This is a genomic window from Vibrio sp. 1CM23M (assembly GCF_023161755.1).
GTDB lineage: Bacteria > Pseudomonadota > Gammaproteobacteria > Enterobacterales > Vibrionaceae > Vibrio > Vibrio coralliirubri.
Window position 1 is genome coordinate 113,283 of record NZ_JALNTR010000007.1, and the last position, 19,458, is coordinate 132,740.

A 19,458-nucleotide genomic window follows, 5' to 3' on the forward strand; every position below is an offset into this window, starting at 1 on the left:
CCGTTGTGATCAGTTCACTAATAATACTGGCGTTTCAGCGAAGAGTTCCCCCACCAGCAATGGTTCTCACATAACGTTAACGCTATGAGTTTTTAAATGACAAACCGATGACTTTGCGCTGCATTCGCTTATCGATTATTGACTAATGGATACCCAATAACCTTTTCAATGCTCGGTGTTCTATTGAAGAAATGAATACAAAAAAGGCCAACGACGAGCGCTGACCTTAGCGATTCAAAACACACCTGAAGCGAGTTTAACTTGCTAAAACACAAACGGTTCTAGATAAACATAGCACTAAAAAGTCCCGACTGTTTTCTTTGCGCAGATAGCTCGAGCTTTTTCTGCGTCCTCACCTTTATTTTTGAGATAGCACTGTCGATAAGATTCGACGTAGCGCTCAAATAACACCTTGGCTTCAGGTTGTGGTTTAGAGAGCAGTTGGTTAACAAATTTTCTTGAGCCGACCTCAAAATGCTGAGTATCGATTGGGCTATTCCAATCCCCTCCCCAGATCATAAATCCGTGATGGGCAAACAGCTCCACCACATCTTCAGCCATGCCGCGGCGTTCTATTTCATCACGCGCACGAAAGCGAGTACGGTTCACATAGCTTGTCGCAGATTGTGAAGGCTTTACCGTTATTCTTCCGTTGCTATCGAACTCTAAGAAAGGGTTTTGAACTGGGTTGATGTCTATCGCCACACCATAGGCATGCTTCGACCAACCTCCTCCTCCGGTAATAGGCCGAGCGTTAAACGCGCTGCTGTTGTTCGCATCCATTGAGGCGTTGTCGTCCCCTCTGAATTCACGCATAAGGCGAGCAGAATGAAGAGGAAAATTGCGCTGTTTAAGCTCTGAAAAGATTTGTTCAACAGCAGGCGCAACCACATCAAGCACGATCATATTGCCCTGTCGCGTTTCCCCTTTGAAATTAATGAAATCGAAGTCCACTTTGGATAGTCGCTCACAACCAACAGGCGCACCACTACTCAAGACATTGTTCTTTTTCATCATGTCGCATTGCCATTGAGATATAGGGGCAACTTGGGCATAACTCGCAGCACTAAGCACAGTGGCCAGCCAGCCGACAATAAAACGTTTCATATCAAAGACTCAAAAATAGTAAGAGTGAAAAGTAACAGAGTTGGAAAATAACATATTAAGCCAAGTCGAGCGCACGCTTTGTCAGCGCGTTTTGTCCCAATAGACAATCTCTCGAACTCGTCCATTCTGATCGACATCCACTTCTCCACCAACATCAGAAAGCTCAGGTAAGGTCGATAATTGCGGAGCGTAATAGGCAACCAACATAAGTACGAATGCATCGTAAATATCGTCTATCGCGACGTCTTTGCGTTTAGTGTTTGAAATGGCCAACGACAAGCCGTCACACCATTTGGGAGCAAGTTGCTGAATAATAGAAAGCCGTTCCACTTTACCCTCTTGCGTTCGTTTTGAAAGCGCCAGCGGTTCGCCTTTCAAAGCTGCAAAAACCACCTCAGGATGTGATTCCCTGATGGAAAGATTGGGATGAGATTCAATGAGCTCATCAAGCTCGCGGATCTTGGGCACAATTCCCCAAGTCTGTTTAGAAAACTTCTTATCAAGCTGCCCCACATTGGCACTGCACGCCGCAACGTAATCGGTTTGGTAAACCGCCTCTCGACACGGAACAGGAAACACGGAAGAGCCACGCTTGCTGGTTAGAAAACGTCTTGCCGCTTTATCGCATAATCTATCTGGAGTAAGCGAATCGCTAAAGCCAATTGGCATATCGATTAACGTTGTTGCTCCCGTAAGATCATCGACCAACTCATCAAGCGTATTTACCACCTTAAACTCAGGAACCTCACTGTCAGAGACAATCCAAGCGATCCAACCCGCCTTGCAGCCATCAATTCCGATGTATTTCATTATGTTCTCGATGATTAGTTTGTTGAGGGTTATTTGGGATAACTAGCCTACTTAATGATCAGTGCCACTCATTAATCAGCAGTCTGCTTTTTACACCACGTACCTGCAAGCCCATTGCATCGAACACCTCTTCAAAGTCTCGACACTGTGCAGGGATGTTAGGTAACGAAAGCGCGGCTTCTGAAAAGAATTGTTGTTCAAAATGAGCCGAATCGTTCCAAGCGAGTTGCCACCACTCTAGAATACGAGACTTAGACGAACGAAGCTTTTCAGCCGTAGGAACTTTATCACTTTTACTTAAGTTCTCTTTGCTTGTAGTAGGAAAGAGGTTCCACTTATCGTTGTTTGGCCAGTAAGCGAAAGGCAAACAATGATCAACGTGAAACTCATTTTTTAATGCTTTTCCACTCCACACGCTGACAATGTCGGCACGATCAGATCTAAGTTGCTCGACACGTTTACGCACATCGCGAGTTTCGTGGTTTTGATCGATCCATACCAAGCAGTCGTGATACGTCTGCAATGAGATACTTCGCTGTCGGTTCAACTCGAAACGCTGCATCTCCATGACCCATTGATTCACCACCAGCGGTTCAATCCAAGAGTGGTAGATTCTAAAGCATTCCCATAAGCTTTCATCGAGAGTGAAATAACCAAAGCTTTCTAAGAACTCACTATCAATGACCAGTGATTCTCGGCTCTTCCGTCGTTTCTGAGGTGGGTATATATCGAATAGTCGGTTGTCTTTCGAGCCTTGATAAATAAAAGTCACAGGTCCTGATTTAATGGTGCTGATCGTTTGTGAAAATAGCTTTTGTAGAGCCTTGGCTTCATCGCCGAGAAACATAGCGCCTATCGCTAGGTCATCAGCACTTAGGTGTTTGAGTTTATTCCACCCATCCTCTTTTACAAACCCAAGTCCCTTCGTTGTGTTGCTATTTTGCTGAATCCCGACGCCTTCTATGTCGATATCAATCAGTCGCTTAAACTGCCTAACCCAATACAGCGCGACCAAGCCCACTGGTAGAGAAATTTTCCCATCAGTTCGATCAATCACAGCGCCTGAATGAGCATCAGCAATTCTCAGTAGAGTTCTCAACAAAGCCAACTTGTATGTGGCCGACTTGTTGTCATTCACAATAATATGGCGCACCTTGTTCAAGTCACCGGAGCCATCATCTGGCAGTGTCATCACCACGGTTTGCCACCACACTTCACTGCGGTTCAATGTGTCTTGGCTATCATCGACATGACGAACCAACAAGGCGCTGTTTTTTGATAAACGCTCGAGCTCTTCAACCGAGACTTCATAGCCTTGTCGACTGTCTTTAACCCCCCCATGACGCAGAGTGATCACCAGCTTGCCATTTGGAGCTAGCAAGTTAGACAACTTTCTAAATGCTCGTTCTCGATGAGACGGAGCTAAGTGCATCCAAACAGCACTCACCAATATCAAGTCAAAACGCATTCCGAGGTTTTCGGTGCGGCTAAGGGAGGGAAGTGAATCATCAATCCAGGTAACACTTGGGCCTGTATATTTAGAGCCTTGTTCACGTAATGAAGCACTTGGTTCTATCGCAATAACATCAGCTCCGGCTTTGTGCATCCATAGCGCATCACGACCGCTCCCTGCACCGACATCTAATACTTTATCGCCCTCTAAAGGCCAATAAGCTTGCCAGCTTTTATGCACCGTCTCGAACGTCACTGAGTTGTACTGCTGGCAAAGTGTGTGAGCATTTTTATCGTAAAAAGGAATCGATGAGGACATATGCGCTATTGGAGTAAGGAGTCTATCTCAATAGTAATGGGGAGCTTAGGCGATTACTAGCAGCTCATTTAAGTTCAGCCACACCAATCAACATTTATCGTTAGTGACTGTTTTATATCAATATCCTCCTAATGAGTTCATCAGGCGAGTCACACCCCGAATTAATGTCGTCAGAAAAAAAAACAAACAAGGTGCAAGCTGACGTGCGAACAGAGATAATTGTTTGAAGATGATTAACTCGCCTCAAGCACCTAGCCGATAAAGACTAATGAACACATACTCACACATAGACACCCCATTCAACCTACGCCACACCTGTTGGTTTTGTGGTGAGCCTTCCAGTAACGTTGTTGAATTTCCTAAGACTGCGCAGGCAGTTGCCAAGATTGGCCACTCACCGATAGCACTGCCCGCTTGTGATGAGTGTGCGAGAATTAACTATTCAAAGAATCTGACCTCAATTTGGTCTGTGCGCGATCAGATAAAACACACTCTAATAGACAAGTACGCTAAGCACCTTGGCATCGGTGAGAACTGGACGGAGCAAGAGCTTATTGATTCTGATTTCTCGGGCTCGACACTTGGTGGGTTTGGGCGCAGCGCTTGGAAAATGTATCAAATCGCCAAGCAACGCGTCGATTATAAAGGCTGGCCTTTGTCGGTTGATGACATCCCACTTGAGGTATACGACGAAACCAGTGGCTTTGAGTTTGACGGTACTCGTTATGCCTCAATCAATTCGTGTATCGACTATTTCACCAAGGCAGCAGGCGTAGACAAAGAGCTGTTGTCGCAGCTTGTCGACATCGTTTCATCAGACCGATTTAGCTACGCACTGCGAATCGCCAAGTTGAACAAGAGTGTTTCTAATACCAAGCGCTCGGAGATCGTCGAAGAGGTACTACAACAAGAGTCTGAACAAGAAGAGATACTGCTTGAGCAAGCTAATTCAATGTTTAACCCAAACGTCGAAGAGGTGAATATTTCAGGCTCAATAGCGCCTGTATTTGCCATTCAGTGGGCGCTGGCTAACAAGGTTAAAGATTTAGCCCACCTTTGTGCTCTCGAAGATGAGTATTTTGACTATTTCGAGCACCTCGGCGGCCCTGCAGCTTTCATGTCTTATAACGGCCTACAACTCTACTTAGAATCGCGTCAAGATCCGGAATGGGTAGAAAAATCGGATCCAAATAAACAGTATTGGTGATAATGAGCCATTACTGGTGAACACGTGTAAGCTCGATAACTGTGTCAAACACCCATTGTTAGTCCTTGTTTTATATAAAGATCTAAAAATAGCCCCCTATCACAGTTAATTGTTGCAATTCGGTTAAATAGAGTGAAAACTTCAAGCATCTAAAACTATTTAATCACTGCCATCTTGCGGTGAGTAAGGAGTGAATTGTGCTTGCTGTTCTTCGTATTATTTTGGCTACGGTGTTTATTATTTTCACCACTCTATGTGCTTTTGTTTACTGCTTGTTTAGCCCCAAGAACCCCAAGCATGTGTACGTTTTCTGTCGTTGGTTCAACCAACTCCAAAAGATCATCGGTGTCAAACTGGTGCAGCGCGGCCTAGACAATGCCCCAACACCAGAAAACAGCGTCTACATCTCTAACCACCAAAGCATATTGGACTTTGTAACCGATCCAGGAATGCTAAGACCACGCACTGTTTCATTGGGCAAACGCGATTTGTTGTACGTGCCTTTCTTTGGCCTGCTGTATTGGATCACCGGTAACATCATGATTAACCGCGAAGACAAGTCCAAAGCACGCGATACCATCAAGCAAGTGGCGGAAGCGATTCACCAGAGAGATCTGTCTGTTTGGGTTTACCCTGAAGGAACCCGTAGTAAAGGGCGTGGACTACTGCCATTCAAAACGGGCGCTTTCCGAATGGCAATTGAAGCTGGTGTGCCTATCACCCCGATGTGTACCAGCACCACGCACAATAAGATTGACTTTAATCGAGCCAATAATGGCATTGTGATCACCGAGATGCTGGAACCTATCGATGTGTCTGGATACAAGCTTAGCGACGCAAGAGAACTGGCCAATCGCTGTCACGGACTCATGGCAGAGAAAATAGCAGAACTTGATGCCGAAGTGGCTCGTTTAGAGGCGCAGCAAAAACCAGAGTTGGATTCAGACCGCTCTTCTACGAACTAACTCGCAACGAAACCACTGAGTCATCGCTCAGTTACTTAAAAAGACACTCAACGATCGCAACTCTCATTGTTCTTGTTTTACTTGCTGGCGCTTATCCGCAAAATAAAAACAGGCGTTATCGGCTTTATAGAGCAATGGGAGTAAACGATGGAAGTGATTCACCATGGTGGCAAACATACTGTCACAGGATCTTGTCACGAACTAAGAGATTCAGGCCAAGCGGTGCTCATCAATTGTGGCCTTTTTCAAGGTAAAGAGTCCCAAGGAGAAGATGCACGCCCTCTTGATATTGAATTTGCAACATCCCACCTCAACGCTCTGCTGCTGACTCATACTCACATTGATCATATTGGTCGATTACCTTGGTTACTCGCCAGTGGATTTAACCAATCGATTTATTGCACGCAAGCCACTGCTGAACTTGCCCCTTTAATGATTGAGGATGGCTTAAAACTGCAAGGGCTCAGCAATAAACAATCGAAGCTGATACTCAAAAAGATTCATTCGTTAATTGCTCCCAAGCCTTACGGGGAATGGTTTCCAATCATGTCTAAACAGCAAAACAACGGAAAGGATCATCATAGGCCAAATACTCTACATGCTCGCTTTCAACCTGCTGGGCACATCTTAGGTTCCGCTTATATCGAGATTAAGTTACCCAACCAATAAGTAGTTGTGTTTTCTGGCGACTTGGGCCCGAGTAACACACCACTGCTGCCGGATCCCAAGTCACCACTACAAGCCGACTATCTGTTTATCGAATCCACTTATGGCACCAGTACACATGATGATATTGCTACGCGATCTGAGCGTCTCAAGGCCATTATTGATCGTTCACTACTTGATGGTGGCGTTATTCTAATCCCGGCTTTTAGTATCGGTAGAACTCAGGAATTGCTGTTTGATATCGAACACCTGATCTTTGAGCATCAACTCAGTAGAGATATTCCTATTATTCTCGATTCTCCGATGGCTCAAAAAGTGACGCGTTCATACCGACGTTTTAAAGAGTTGTGGGGACAAGAAGCAAAGCTGCGTCTTGAACTGAAACGTCACCCACTCGCTTTTGAGCAGTGCATTACCGTTGATAGACATAGAATGCACAAGAAAATCGTGAATCGCCTCAAGTCGACAGGTGAACCCGCGATTGTGGTCGCAGCTTCTGGGATGTGTCAGGGTGGCAGGATAATGAACTACTTATCTGCCTTGCTTACCGATAAACGAACCGATGTGATTTTAGCGGGCTATCAAGCGCACGGGACGCTCGGACGAGAGCTGCAACAAGGCGAAATGCAGGTTTCTATTGATAACAAAGACGTTGAGGTTAATGCTCAAATTCATGGCATGTCTGGCTATTCTGCCCATGCTGATAAAGAAGATCTCTACCGATTTATAGAGGGCATCGCGACGCCACCGAAAGAGGTGCATTTGATTCACGGCGAGCCAAATACTCAGTCTGAGTTCGCTCAAGAATTACAGGTGCGAGGGTTCGTGGTTGTTTGAAACAGGCATAAAATTAGCCATTTTCACTAGGTAGATATTAAAGCCTCAATTATCAAACCTTCAAAAGCCACAGTCCCTTAGACCTGCTAGCTCACCCGATGCAAGTGATATATTCCAACCTACTTATCCCACCATCCATATGTCAGCCGTTTATGCTAAGCGGCTTTAACCGCTGTTTTGCGCAATTTCGTTTCTTATGCGCACCTCAAGATCCCCTTTCTGTATTAATCACTATTTATTCACTTTGCAAAACACAAAAAGACACAACCAGTTGCATAGACGATTAAATAGAACGATTATCGAATTAGCACTAAGCATTAACAAATACCCTCTATAACTTGCTTTATGTCACAGTAATCCTAATGCGCAGTTAAATAATTTAACACTCGGGTTACAAGTGAAGTATTGTGTTGTTCGAAAAACAATCATAAGCAAAACTAACAGGGAAAATACTCATGCAGTCATTCGTTGATTTTTTGAATGGAATAATCTGGAGTCCAGTACTTATCTACCTATGTTTAGGTGCAGGTTTGTTCTACTCCATCATGACTCGATTTGTTCAAATCCGTCACTTCTTTGAAATGTGGCGCTTGCTACTATCGGGTAAAAGCTCATCAAAAGGCATCTCGTCTTTCCAAGCTCTAGCCGTTTCGCTATCTGGCCGTGTCGGTACAGGTAACATTGCTGGTGTGGCTGCCGCTATCGGTTTCGGTGGCCCAGGTGCAGTATTCTGGATGTGGGTTGTAGCCTTCTTTGGCGCCGCGACTGCTTACGCAGAATCTACGCTAGCGCAAATCTACAAAGAAGAAGACGAAGGCCAGTTCCGTGGTGGCCCGGCTTACTACATTGAAAAAGCAATGGGTCAGAAGTGGTACGCATGGATCTTCGCTATCGCGACTATTTTTGCATGTGGTATTTTGCTTCCAGGTGTTCAGTCAAACAGTATCGGTAATGCTGTAGAAGCTGCATTTGGCTCAGGTGACATGATTGAAACAGCTGTCGGTACATTCAGTTTCGCTAAAATTTTCACCGGTACTGTTGTTGCTATCATCCTTGCTTTCATCATCTTTGGTGGTGTTAAACGTATTGCGAACTTCACACAAATCGTTGTTCCTTTCATGGCATTGGCTTACATCATCATCGCGTTCGTTATCATTCTGCTAAACATCAGCCAAGTGCCAACTGTTTTCGCAATGATTGTTGGTGATGCATTCACACCTATGGCTGGCTTCGGTGCTGCAATTGGTTGGGGTGTTAAGCGTGGTGTTTACTCAAACGAAGCGGGTCAAGGTACTGGTCCTCACGCGGCAGCGGCTGCAAGTGTTGATCACCCAGCTCAGCAAGGTTTGGTACAAGCATTCTCTATCTACATCGATACTCTTCTAGTATGTTCTGCTACAGCGTTCATGATCATCATCACTGGTGCTTACAACGTTCATGGCGGCGCTGAAGGTGTGTTCCTTGTTCAGAACCTAGCAGCAAACATCGGTGCGAATGGTCCTGTATTTACACAGCTTGCTATTGAAAGTGCACTACCAGGCATTGGTAAGCCATTCATCGCATTTGCTCTGTTCTTCTTCGCATTTACAACGATTCTTGCTTACTACTACATCGCAGAAACGAATATTGCTTACCTACGTCGTACCATCAAGATCCCTGGCATGATGTTCGTACTTAAGCTTGTTCTTATCACTGCAGTTTTCTATGGCACAGTTAAAACAGCGAACCTTGCATGGGCAATGGGTGATGTTGGTGTTGGCTTGATGGCATGGTTAAACATCGTTGGCATTCTGATCATCTTCTTCATGTCTAAGCCTGCGCTTAAAGCTCTAGCAGACTACGAAGAACAGCAGAAACAAGGTGTGACTGAGTATACGTTCAACCCTGTAAAACTAGGCATTAAAGGTGCTACTTACTGGGAAGAGAAGTACAAGCGTAAAACAGGCAAGTCTCCTGAAGCAGAAGCTGCAGACACTAAACCTGTAGAGCAACCTTCAGCTTAAGCTTTCCTTAGCAAATAGATCGCTTTAACAAATAGCGCTTTTAATAACGCATAAAAAAGGGGTTAGCCATTTCGGCTAACCCCTTTTGTTTTATTCATAACCAATAAATGGCTTATAACAAACTAACTGTTCCCGAGTTAGAGTATTAAGCAGCGATTTCTTGTGTTGCCATTTGAGGTGCTTTCTTCTCACCGATAGGCAGTACTGTACGGCCGTATTCGTTGTTGATTACTTGTGCCATTGCAAAGTAAATAGCTGAAGCACCACAGAAGATACCTTCAAAACCAGCGATAGTGCCGATTAGTTCGCTGCCAGTGAAATCACGAGCTGCAAGTAGGAAGAACAAGATAGTTAGTGAACCGAATACTACTTGCTTAGCCACTGGGTAGCATAGAGAGCCGATGAACATGAAGCCTGTGAAGATGCCCCATAGTAGTAGGTACCAACCCATGAATGCTGCAGGGCTTGCAGGTAGGCCCATGTAAGGCATCACGATTAAACCAACCAAAGACAACCAGAATAGGCCGTAAGAAGTAAACGCAGTTGTACCGAACGTGTCACCACGTTTGAAACACATTGTGCCCACGATAACTTGGCTCAAACCACCGTAAAAAATACCCATAGCAAGAATCATTGAATCGATTGGAAAGAAACCTGCGTTGTGAATATTAAGAAGAATAGTGGTCATACCGAAACCCATTAAGCCTAGTGGCGCTGGGTTAGCTAGTTTGGTCGACATTGCGAATTTACCTTATTAAAGTGGTTGATTAAAAAAAAACGATAAAAATTATCAGAAAATTTTAATCTATAAGTCGTACAACTAGGTAATCCAGTTATCGAAAACTAAGATTGTGTAAATGATCCTATGGAAAATTAGTTTCATAACAATACCAATCAATTCACAGAAACTATAAGTAAGCAGGTTCCCTATCACGCTATAAAAAAGATGCGAGTAACGAGATACGAGATGCGAAAACAGTCTTTAGATTTGAGTAAGCGCCCCCTTAATAGCAAACGTAGGCAACAGAGGACGAGCTCTTCGTTACTCGTTTACTCGTATCCCACATCTACTTACTCAGTCGTCATTCCAGAATCGAGGGACGAGATATCTGGAATCTGCCCTTAGACATAAATACCAACCGTAAACGCCAGAGATTCCCTATCACGTTCGTTCCTCACTGTAGGGAATGACGAGGTTTGCTTAGATACGAGTAAAAGAGATACGAGTAACGAGATGCGGGATGAGAAAAGAGTCTTCAGATTTGAGTAAGAGAGAACCCTTAGCATCAAACTTAGACAATAGGGAGCGAGCTTTTCGTTACTCGTTTACTCGCATCCCGTATCTATTCATTAATTCTCGCCCCTCTTCTGTAATCTTAAATTACGCTTGTTGTGGTTTAGATTCAGGCACTTGAGATTGAACTTCTGATGAAGCATTTTTACTCACATCGCGCTTGGCTAACAGCGTCACGATAATCAACTGAGCAACAAGAGCGCCCAACACTACCAATGCACTTCCAGTAAAGCCTGCCACTACAAAACTAATCAGAGCAATAGAACCGTTCATTAATGCGTAAGGGAGCTGTGTCTTAAAGTGTTCAAACTGATCACACCCTGCCCCTGTTGAAGAAAGAATGGTTGTTTCAGAGATTGGTGAGCAGTGATCACCAAACAAGCCCCCCGATAGCACAGCACCAATCGCGACGAGTAACGGAGCATCTATCGCAATAGCGGTTGGAATAACCAATGGCATCATTATCGCGAAGGTTCCCCACGATGAGCCCGTTGCGAATGAGATAATGGCAGACAATAGAAACGCGACCGCAGGTACTAACCAGTATGGAAAGCCACTCTGTGCTTGTTCAGCAATATAAGCCGCAGCACCCAGCTCTTTACCGACAGTGCTTAACGCCCAAGCTAATACCAAGATGATAGCTACAGGCATCATGTTTCCCATACCTTTTAAGTACACAGAAATACCATCTGAAAGCTTTCTTACTCCGTAGTAAGCCATCAGCGTGATCAAGGTAATCGCGGCAAAGAAATAAGCCGATGATAATGCCGCTCTGAATGATGAACCTGCGACCTTTTGGAATGGAAAGCCTTGTGGAACCAACATGGCACATAACACCACAACCATCACCAGCAGCGGCGCCCAGACAAAGGATGCCTTTGCATTTTTATGCGAGAACGCATTGAGTGATTCACTATTCGCACCAGAGCAGATTCCTGCTTGGCAATCACGCTCTGCTTTTGCCATTGGTCCAAAGTCTAAACCTTTAACGGACACTAGCGGAACGATGAAAATCGCGAGAAATGCGTAGAACTGAAAAGGAATTGCACCGATGAACGCATCCCAATCAGACATGTTGACATTCAACGCCGTAAACTCTTTTTGGATCAGGCTCATGATGTAAACGCCCCACCCAATGAAAGGAATAAGGATCGCAACGGGCGATGAGGTTGAATCAATGATGAATGCTAGCTTCTGTCTTGAGAGTTTCAGTTTATCGAAAAGGGGACGAAAAACAGGGCCAACAATTAAAGGGGTGCCTAAGTCTGAGAAAAATATAATGATTCCACCCAACCATGCTGACAATTGAGCTTGGCATTTATTGCTTACCCACTCCGTCACACGCTTGGCAAACGCAACTCCGCCACCAGACTTTTCCATCAAGGCGACAAAGCCACCGATGAATACCAACAGCATAATTACGCCAGCGTTGTAGCTATCAGTCAGCTGAGGCACTAGGTAGCCTTTAACCATGGTTCCGAAGGTATCAAGAGGGTTCAGTTCGCTAAACATTCCAGTGAGCATGGCTACACCACTGAGTACACCAGCAAAAAGGCCAATCACTACATTCCTTGTCGCCAACGACAACACCAAAGTAATAACAATGGGGATGAGTGACGTGATATCTGTCTGTTCCATAGGTAAACCTTAACCCTAAAATAAAGAATAAGTATAATTTAAAAATGAATATAAATTCACACAAAGTATTTGTACAGGACTTTATTCTCTAAATGGAGAATTGGCATTCAGATAGGGTTGATAGCGTTGGATTACTCGAGGAGAACTGAACAGAAACGCAAAAGCCGAAAGCAATCACTTTCGGCTTTGATTAGCCAGTTAAGTCACCTAAAGTAAGGTACTTAATGTATTGAGTAATTAATTACAGCTAATTTCATCCCAGAACCAATTTGACTGAACAGGGCTTTCCCATACGCCCGGGCCATTTTTAGCCACGAAGCACTTGCCGTTATGCGTCACTTTGTCACCGTTACTCACTTGGCTAACGCCCGCTTGCCATGTGATGAACACCGATGGGTCAACGACGACAGGCGGTTCGGTAACAGGTGGTTCAACTGGTGTTGGGTCAACCGGAGCAGGCTCAACAGGTGTAGGATCGACTGGCGCAGGATCGGTGACTACCGGTGGTGTTGGCTCTCCAGCAATCAATTTCCAAGGGCCGCCATTGGCAGGATCATCCCCTTGTGTCCACCATTTCGCTTCGTAGGTTGCGCCATTATGAGTCACTTGGTCACCCGCATTGTAAACCTTGGTCGCACTCCAACCGTTACCACCCGGATCAGTACCAGGGTCTACCGGATCCAGCTTATCGACCACTTTCACTTCAGGCCAACTCGCATGTGACCCATAAAAGTTGGTCACACACTTCTCGTAATCTCCAGCCACCAGCGCAGAATAAGCCGTTTGGAAACCAACAAGCTCACACTCAAATGAGTAACCTTCTGGGCGGTCTGCGTAGTATTTCCAGTTGCCATCCCAGTTGGTGTACAACACATCCGTTGCTCCGTTGAGATTCAAGCTTCCGTAAGGTGTTTGCTGCCAACAAGTATTGGCTTCATCCGCTTCTACCGGAATTTCGTAGTGCGCCGCTAGCCCTTCCCAGTAACGAATACGGTTAACGGGTTGGCCTTTATCTTTGTTCTGCTCCCCACATTCAATACCACCGTTGATAACGTTGATGGTAGTACCAAAGCCATAACCAATCCCCGCATCCAATTCACGTTGAGATGGCGTCCATGTACGGTCAATCACATGCAGCATTGCAGGCTTAGGCGCTTGCGGTGTTAAGAAGAACCAGATAGCAGAAGCTAAGTTCAACCAAGAGTCCGCTACTAAGCCCGGATTGTTGAGAAGCACCGTCGCATCGCCATCGAACATCACTTCCGAGAACGCGCCGTAATTAAAATGGTAAGAAAGCTGTTTAGCACCACGTCCGAAGTAACCCTGCCCCGCGGCACATGGCCAACGGGCATTCTGCCAATCGTTCTGGCCACAACCTGTGGTGTAACCTTCTTGGCCTTCAGACCAACCCATTTCGCGAACATGCACTAGAGCTTGCTGCCATTCTTCGAGAGCTAATGGATTATCAGAGGTGTTGTCTATCGCGATGTGACCACCCGTCTCTTGTGAGAAATGAGCAAAGGCTGTGATGATGGATTTTTTACAGATTGCGTCTGAGTCACGGCCATCGGTGTACTCTCCACAGAAGGCTGGGAATTTACCAATCGCACGTAAGAAGCGGGTGTAGGTGTATTCTGGCGCTGCCATCTGAGTGAGAAAGTCCCATTCAGATTGAGGGAACACGCGCTCTACACGCTTTACGTTTTCAGGATTCGAGGGGGAGCCGGGTTCAATCGCTTCAACGATGGTGTTAGGGCGAGTTTGAAGGGCCTGTGACCAGATCGCGTACATAGGATCCGAGGTTTTCGCTTGTTCAGCAGCTTGTAGAGCCGACTTTTCAACAAGGTAACCATTCGGATTTTGCGGATCAGGTTGAATGTTCAAAGACGCATGACTTTGCGCTGCTAATGTGCAGCCCAGTACTGTCGCCAAATATTTGATTTTTAACATGATGGATTCTCTTATCTGTCCTTAATAAGTCCATCAAAGAGTATGCTTCACATGTGGAATGGCCTAGCTGTAGCTGTGTAATTTTATAAAAAGTGCGAGTGATCTTTTTGATATATGGCTCAACACAACAAAACGTCTCATGGTTTCTTGAGCTGATATCTAGTTTCCAACTCATTTGGTTTCTAGCCGTTATATATAGCTCTTTGATTCCCTGAACCAGAAAGAAAAAAGCCCCGAACTGAGTTCGAGGCTTAAGATCTTAATCAAAGCTGGTTAAATCTCTAAGAGATTATTCCCACTCGATAGTTGCTGGTGGCTTACCAGAAATATCGTAAACAACACGTGAAATGCCGTTAACTTCGTTGATAATACGGTTAGATACCTTACCTAGGAAGTCGTATGGTAGGTGCGCCCAGTGAGCAGTCATGAAGTCGATAGTTTCTACAGCACGTAGAGATACAACCCAATCGTACTTACGGCCATCGCCCATTACACCAACTGAACGTACTGGTAGGAATACCGTGAATGCTTGAGATACTTTGTGGTAAAGGTCAGCAGCGTGAAGCTCTTCAATGAAGATAGCATCTGCGCGACGCAGTAGATCACAGTACTCTTTCTTCACTTCGCCAAGTACACGAACACCTAGACCTGGACCCGGGAATGGGTGGCGGTAAAGCATGTTGTATGGAAGACCAAGCTCTAGACCGATCTTACGTACTTCATCTTTGAATAGCTCACGTAGAGGCTCAACAAGGCCCATTTCCATATCATCAGGAAGACCACCAACGTTGTGGTGAGATTTGATTACGTGTGCTTTACCTGTCTTAGATGCTGCAGACTCGATTACGTCTGGGTAGATAGTACCCTGAGCAAGCCATTTAGCATTCTTCAGTTTCTTAGACTCTTCATCGAAGATATCTACGAATACGTGACCGATGATCTTACGCTTAGCTTCTGGTTCAGCTTCGCCTTCCAGAGCGTCAAGGAAACGATCTTCAGCATCTACTTTGATGATGTTTAGGCCAAACTTGTTGCCGAACATCTCCATAACCTGCTCACCTTCGTTTAAACGAAGAAGGCCGTTATCTACAAATACACATGTTAGTTTGTCGCCGATAGCGCGGTGAGCAAGCATCGCAACTACAGATGAATCAACACCACCAGAAAGACCAAGGATAACTTCGTCGTCACCTACTTGTTCTTTAATACGTGCAACTGCATCTTCAATGATTGATGCTGAAGTCCACAGACCTTCACAACCACATGCGTTAAGAACGAAGTTCTCAAGCATTTTTAGGCCGTTCTTAGTGTGTGTTACTTCTGGGTGGAATTGAACACCGTAGTATTTCTTATCTTCGTTTGCCATTGCAGCGTATGGGCAAGTGTCTGTCTCTGCGATTTTTGTGAAATCAGCAGGGATTTCAACCACTTTGTCGCCGTGGCTCATCCAAACATCTTGAGTTGTCTCAAGGTCAGCGAAAAGTGCAGACTCGCCAGTTACTTGTACCGCTGCGTAGCCGAACTCACGCTCAGTAGACGTTGCTACTTTACCGCCAAGTTGCTCAGCCATAGTTTGCATGCCGTAGCAGATACCGAAGACAGGAACACCTGAATCAAATACATACTGAGGTGCACGTGGAGAGTTCTCCTCCGTTACACTTTCAGGGCCACCAGATAGGATGATGCCGTCTGGATTGAATTCACGAATATCCGCTTCTTCTACGTCCCAGCTCCAAAGTTCACAGTAAACACCGATCTCACGAATACGACGAGCTACTAGCTGTGTGTATTGAGAACCGAAGTCCAGAATTAGAATACGTTGGTCATGAATATTTTTAGTCATTGTAAGCAGTCTTATTGGCTATGTGATAAAACGGAGGCGAGTTTACTCACCTCTGATTAACTCTTCAAGAAATAAAGCAAACGTTTTCGTTAGATATCTTTAACCACGTGTTTTGAGAAAATCGGACTTTTAACAAAACAGACGGTAGATAAAATAATGTGCCGACTAAATCAGCACATTATTCAAACGTTTGGACGTATTATTAACCTAAACGGTAGTTAGGTGCTTCTTTCGTGATTTGAACATCGTGTACGTGAGATTCTTTCATGCCCGCACCAGAGATACGAACAAATTCAGCTTTAGTACGCATATCTTCAACAGTTGCAGAACCCGTTAGGCCCATGCTTGAGCGTAGACCGCCCATCTGTTGGTGAACGATCTCTTTTAGACGACCTTTGTATGCGATACGACCTTCAATACCTTCTGGAACAAGCTTGTCTGCAGCATTGTCAGATTGGAAGTAACGGTCAGAAGAACCTTGAGACATAGCGCCAAGAGAACCCATACCACGGTAAGACTTGTAAGAACGACCGTTGTAAAGAATAACTTCACCCGGTGCTTCTTCAGTGCCAGCGAACATTGAACCAACCATCACACAAGATGCGCCAGCAACGATAGCTTTACAGATATCGCCAGAGAAGCGGATACCGCCATCTGCGATTACTGGAATACCGTATTCGTTAGCTACTTCAGCTGCGTCTGCGATTGCTGTTACTTGAGGAACACCAACACCAGTAACGATACGAGTCGTACAGATTGAACCCGGGCCGATACCTACTTTAACCGCACTAACACCTGCTTCGATAAGAGCACGAGCGCCAGCGCCAGTTGCTACGTTACCACCGATGATTTGTAGATCAGGGTATGCAGCGCGAGTTTCGCGGATACGGTTAAGTACGCCTTCAGAGTGACCGTGTGAAGAGTCGATAAGTAGAACGTCTACGCCAGCTTCAACTAGAGCAGCAACGCGCTCTTCGTTACCAGCACCAGCACCAACAGCTGCACCTACACGTAGGCTGCCGCGCTCATCTTTACAAGCGTTTGGTTTACGTTCTGCTTTGTGGAAATCTTTTGCAGTGATCATTCCAGTAAGTTGGAAGTCATCATTTACAACAAGAACTTTTTCAACACGCGCTTCGTGCATTTTCTCTTGAACTTCTTCACGAGTTGCACCTTCTTTAACAGAAGCAAGGCGAGCTTTAGGCGTCATTACTACATCAACTTTCTTAGAAAGGTCAGTAACAAAGCGAACGTCACGGCCAGTAATAATACCAACAAGTTCGTTTGTTTCAGTAACAACAGGGAAACCGGCAAAGCCGTGTTTTTGGGTAAGGGCTACAACATCAGCGATTGTCGCGTCAGGGCTTACTGTTACTGGGTGAGAAACCACACCAGCTTCGTAAATTTTAACCTGGCGAACCATTTCAGCTTGCTGTTCAATAGACATGTTCTTGTGAATGAAGCCTATTCCGCCTTCTTGTGCCAGTGCAATCGCTAGGCGAGCTTCTGTCACAGTATCCATAGATGCAGATATCATTGGGATGTTTAGGGAAATATTCTTCGTCAGCTGAGTGCGAAGATCAGCTGTATTAGGGAGAACGGTGGAGTGTGCTGGCACTAGCAGTACGTCGTCGAATGTCAGCGCTTCTTTGGCAATTCTTAGCATTTGCAATATCTCACAATAATAGGAGTAAAAAGAAACAATCCAATCTCATCGTTTCGCCTAATGAGGGCAGCCAATTAAGGAAAATCAAACTGCATTTGGATTAGATATTGCGGACGGATTATACGGCCAACGAAATCGCTTGGCTACACATTTTTGTATTTTTAATTTGCATTTACCCCCTTGCTATGTATTATATTGCCGCTATCTTCCATACTCACGCCCTGTGAGATTCCAAGAAAGACCTTCCTTCAAGGAAAGATAGTGCTTCTATGACTAATCCAAACATCTTTACTGTTTCTCGCCTCAACTCAGAGGTTCGTCTCCTATTAGAAAACGAAATGGGAATAGTCTGGCTCGTTGGTGAAATCTCAAATTTCTCTGCACCTGTCTCTGGTCACTGGTACCTCACGCTTAAAGACTCTCGCGCTCAAGTTAAGTGCGCTATGTTTCGTGGCAATAATCGCCGTGTGACTTTTAAGCCTCAGAACGGTAATCAAGTTTTAGTCAAAGCACGTTTGTCTCTTTATGAGCCACGCGGTGATTATCAACTGATCATCGAAAGCATGCAGCCAGAAGGTGACGGTAAGCTTCAGCAAGAGTTTGAAAAGCTGAAGATGAACCTTGCCGCTGAAGGCCTGTTTGCTCAATCGAGTAAGCAACCGCTTCCTGAACATCCAAAACGCGTTGGCGTCATCACCTCTAAAACAGGCGCAGCCCTCTTCGATATTCTCGATGTTCTCAAGAGACGCGACCCTTCATTGCCAGTCATCGTGTATCCGACCATGGTACAAGGTGAAGGAGCTTCGATTCAGATCGCTCAAGCGATTGGACGAGCTAACGAACGCAATGAGTGTGATGTGTTGATCGTGGGTCGTGGCGGCGGTTCATTAGAAGACTTATGGTGCTTCAATAACGAGATCGTTGCTCGCACAATTGCAGCAAGCCAGATACCGATTATCAGCGCAGTTGGCCACGAAGTTGACGTCACTATCGCCGATTTCGTCGCAGATATGCGTGCTCCAACGCCGTCAGCTGCTGCAGAATTGGTTAGCCGTGACAACAGTCATAAAGAGCAAGCTTATGCCTCTAAACGTGCTCGCTTGGTGAGTGCGATTCGTCATGTGTTAATCAAACAAGCACAATCCACTCAAACGTTAAAATACCGCTTAGAGAAACAGCACCCGAGCTACCAACTGCAAAAGCAGAGTCAACAGCTTGATGATCTAGACATGCGTTTGCGTCGTGGTATGACTCAATACCTAAAACAACATGCACAGCGTGTTGAACGTAAACAGCACCAGCTTCAGCTGAACTCACCAGTAAAGCGCCTTGGTGAACAAAAACTACATCTACAACGCTCTGAGCAGAAGCTACTGGATGCAATGGATAAAACACTGCTAACCACTCGCCACCAGCTGGCCATGGCTGCCGAGAAGTTAGAGACCGTTAGTCCACTTGCAACCCTAAAGCGTGGCTACAGCATTACTCATTCAGCATCGAGCAAGACTGTATCGTCGATTAATGATGTCGAAGTAGGTGAAGTGATCACCACTCAAGTTGAAGATGGTGTGATTGAGTCGCAAGTGACCACAAGAGTCACTAAGAGCGAGCTTTAAGTTCGACTCGAACGTTTAAAATCAGAAAGCCCTATCGACAATCGACAGGGCTTTTGTATATCTACTGGCTGTAAAAGAAAACAAC

Annotated in this window: 12 protein-coding genes and 1 pseudogene; 5 read left to right on the forward strand and 8 right to left on the reverse strand. The window is 45.3% G+C overall.

From position 1 onward, the window contains the following. Window positions 1–297 precede the first annotated feature (297 nt). From MSG35_RS18665 to MSG35_RS18675, 3 genes are all read right to left on the reverse strand, one after another. Entirely contained in the window at window positions 298–1,107 is an 810-nt protein-coding gene (locus tag MSG35_RS18665; RefSeq protein WP_248384731.1) for a M15 family metallopeptidase, read from the reverse strand. Between the two features lie 81 nt (window positions 1,108–1,188). Then, window positions 1,189–1,917, reverse strand: a complete 729-nt coding sequence (locus MSG35_RS18670) for a DUF429 domain-containing protein (protein WP_248384732.1) — start codon at window positions 1,915–1,917, stop codon at window positions 1,189–1,191. 58 nt (window positions 1,918–1,975) lie between these two features. After that, the gene (locus tag MSG35_RS18675; protein ID WP_248384733.1) at window positions 1,976–3,688 is read right to left on the reverse strand and encodes a class I SAM-dependent methyltransferase; all 1,713 of its coding nucleotides are present in this window, start codon (window positions 3,686–3,688) and stop codon (window positions 1,976–1,978) included. A 268-nt stretch (window positions 3,689–3,956) separates the two neighbouring features. On the opposite strand from MSG35_RS18675, the gene MSG35_RS18680 reads away from it, so the two are divergent. The 4 genes and pseudogenes from MSG35_RS18680 to MSG35_RS18695 all read left to right on the forward strand — a co-directional run bounded on the left by MSG35_RS18680 (window position 3,957) and on the right by MSG35_RS18695 (window position 9,366). Further along, window positions 3,957–4,895: a hypothetical protein gene (locus MSG35_RS18680; RefSeq protein ID WP_248384734.1), complete on the forward strand. Its 939-nt coding sequence runs from the start codon at window positions 3,957–3,959 to the stop codon at window positions 4,893–4,895. Between the two features lie 197 nt (window positions 4,896–5,092). Continuing rightward, entirely contained in the window at window positions 5,093–5,860 is a 768-nt protein-coding gene (locus tag MSG35_RS18685) for a 1-acylglycerol-3-phosphate O-acyltransferase (RefSeq protein ID WP_050633796.1), read from the forward strand. 147 nt (window positions 5,861–6,007) lie between these two features. Further along, a pseudogene (locus tag MSG35_RS18690) lies at window positions 6,008–7,363 on the forward strand (MBL fold metallo-hydrolase). Between the two features lie 455 nt (window positions 7,364–7,818). After that, window positions 7,819–9,366, forward strand: a complete 1,548-nt coding sequence (locus tag MSG35_RS18695) for an alanine/glycine:cation symporter family protein (RefSeq protein ID WP_017069529.1) — start codon at window positions 7,819–7,821, stop codon at window positions 9,364–9,366. A 145-nt stretch (window positions 9,367–9,511) separates the two neighbouring features. Here MSG35_RS18695 and MSG35_RS18700 read toward each other — a convergent pair whose 3' ends face one another. The 5 genes from MSG35_RS18700 to guaB all read right to left on the reverse strand — a co-directional run bounded on the left by MSG35_RS18700 (window position 9,512) and on the right by guaB (window position 17,757). Next, window positions 9,512–10,105, reverse strand: coding sequence for a GPR1/FUN34/YaaH family transporter (locus MSG35_RS18700; protein WP_010440610.1), 594 nt, complete (start codon window positions 10,103–10,105; stop codon window positions 9,512–9,514). A gap of 642 nt (window positions 10,106–10,747) precedes the next feature. Continuing rightward, entirely contained in the window at window positions 10,748–12,298 is a 1,551-nt protein-coding gene (locus MSG35_RS18705; RefSeq protein ID WP_248384735.1) for a Na+/H+ antiporter NhaC family protein, read from the reverse strand. 237 nt (window positions 12,299–12,535) lie between these two features. Continuing rightward, window positions 12,536–14,248, reverse strand: coding sequence for a chitinase (locus MSG35_RS18710; protein WP_248384736.1), 1,713 nt, complete (start codon window positions 14,246–14,248; stop codon window positions 12,536–12,538). A gap of 289 nt (window positions 14,249–14,537) precedes the next feature. Beyond that, on the reverse strand, window positions 14,538–16,091 hold the full coding sequence (guaA, locus tag MSG35_RS18715; RefSeq protein WP_248384737.1) for a glutamine-hydrolyzing GMP synthase: 1,554 nt from the start codon (window positions 16,089–16,091) through the stop codon (window positions 14,538–14,540). 202 nt (window positions 16,092–16,293) lie between these two features. Then, window positions 16,294–17,757 (reverse strand): IMP dehydrogenase, encoded by a 1,464-nt coding sequence (gene guaB / locus MSG35_RS18720; RefSeq protein ID WP_017062496.1) that lies wholly within the window; start codon window positions 17,755–17,757, stop codon window positions 16,294–16,296. A 269-nt stretch (window positions 17,758–18,026) separates the two neighbouring features. On the opposite strand from guaB, the gene xseA reads away from it, so the two are divergent. Next, window positions 18,027–19,373: an exodeoxyribonuclease VII large subunit gene (gene xseA, locus MSG35_RS18725; protein WP_248384738.1), complete on the forward strand. Its 1,347-nt coding sequence runs from the start codon at window positions 18,027–18,029 to the stop codon at window positions 19,371–19,373. Window positions 19,374–19,458 lie beyond the last annotated feature (85 nt).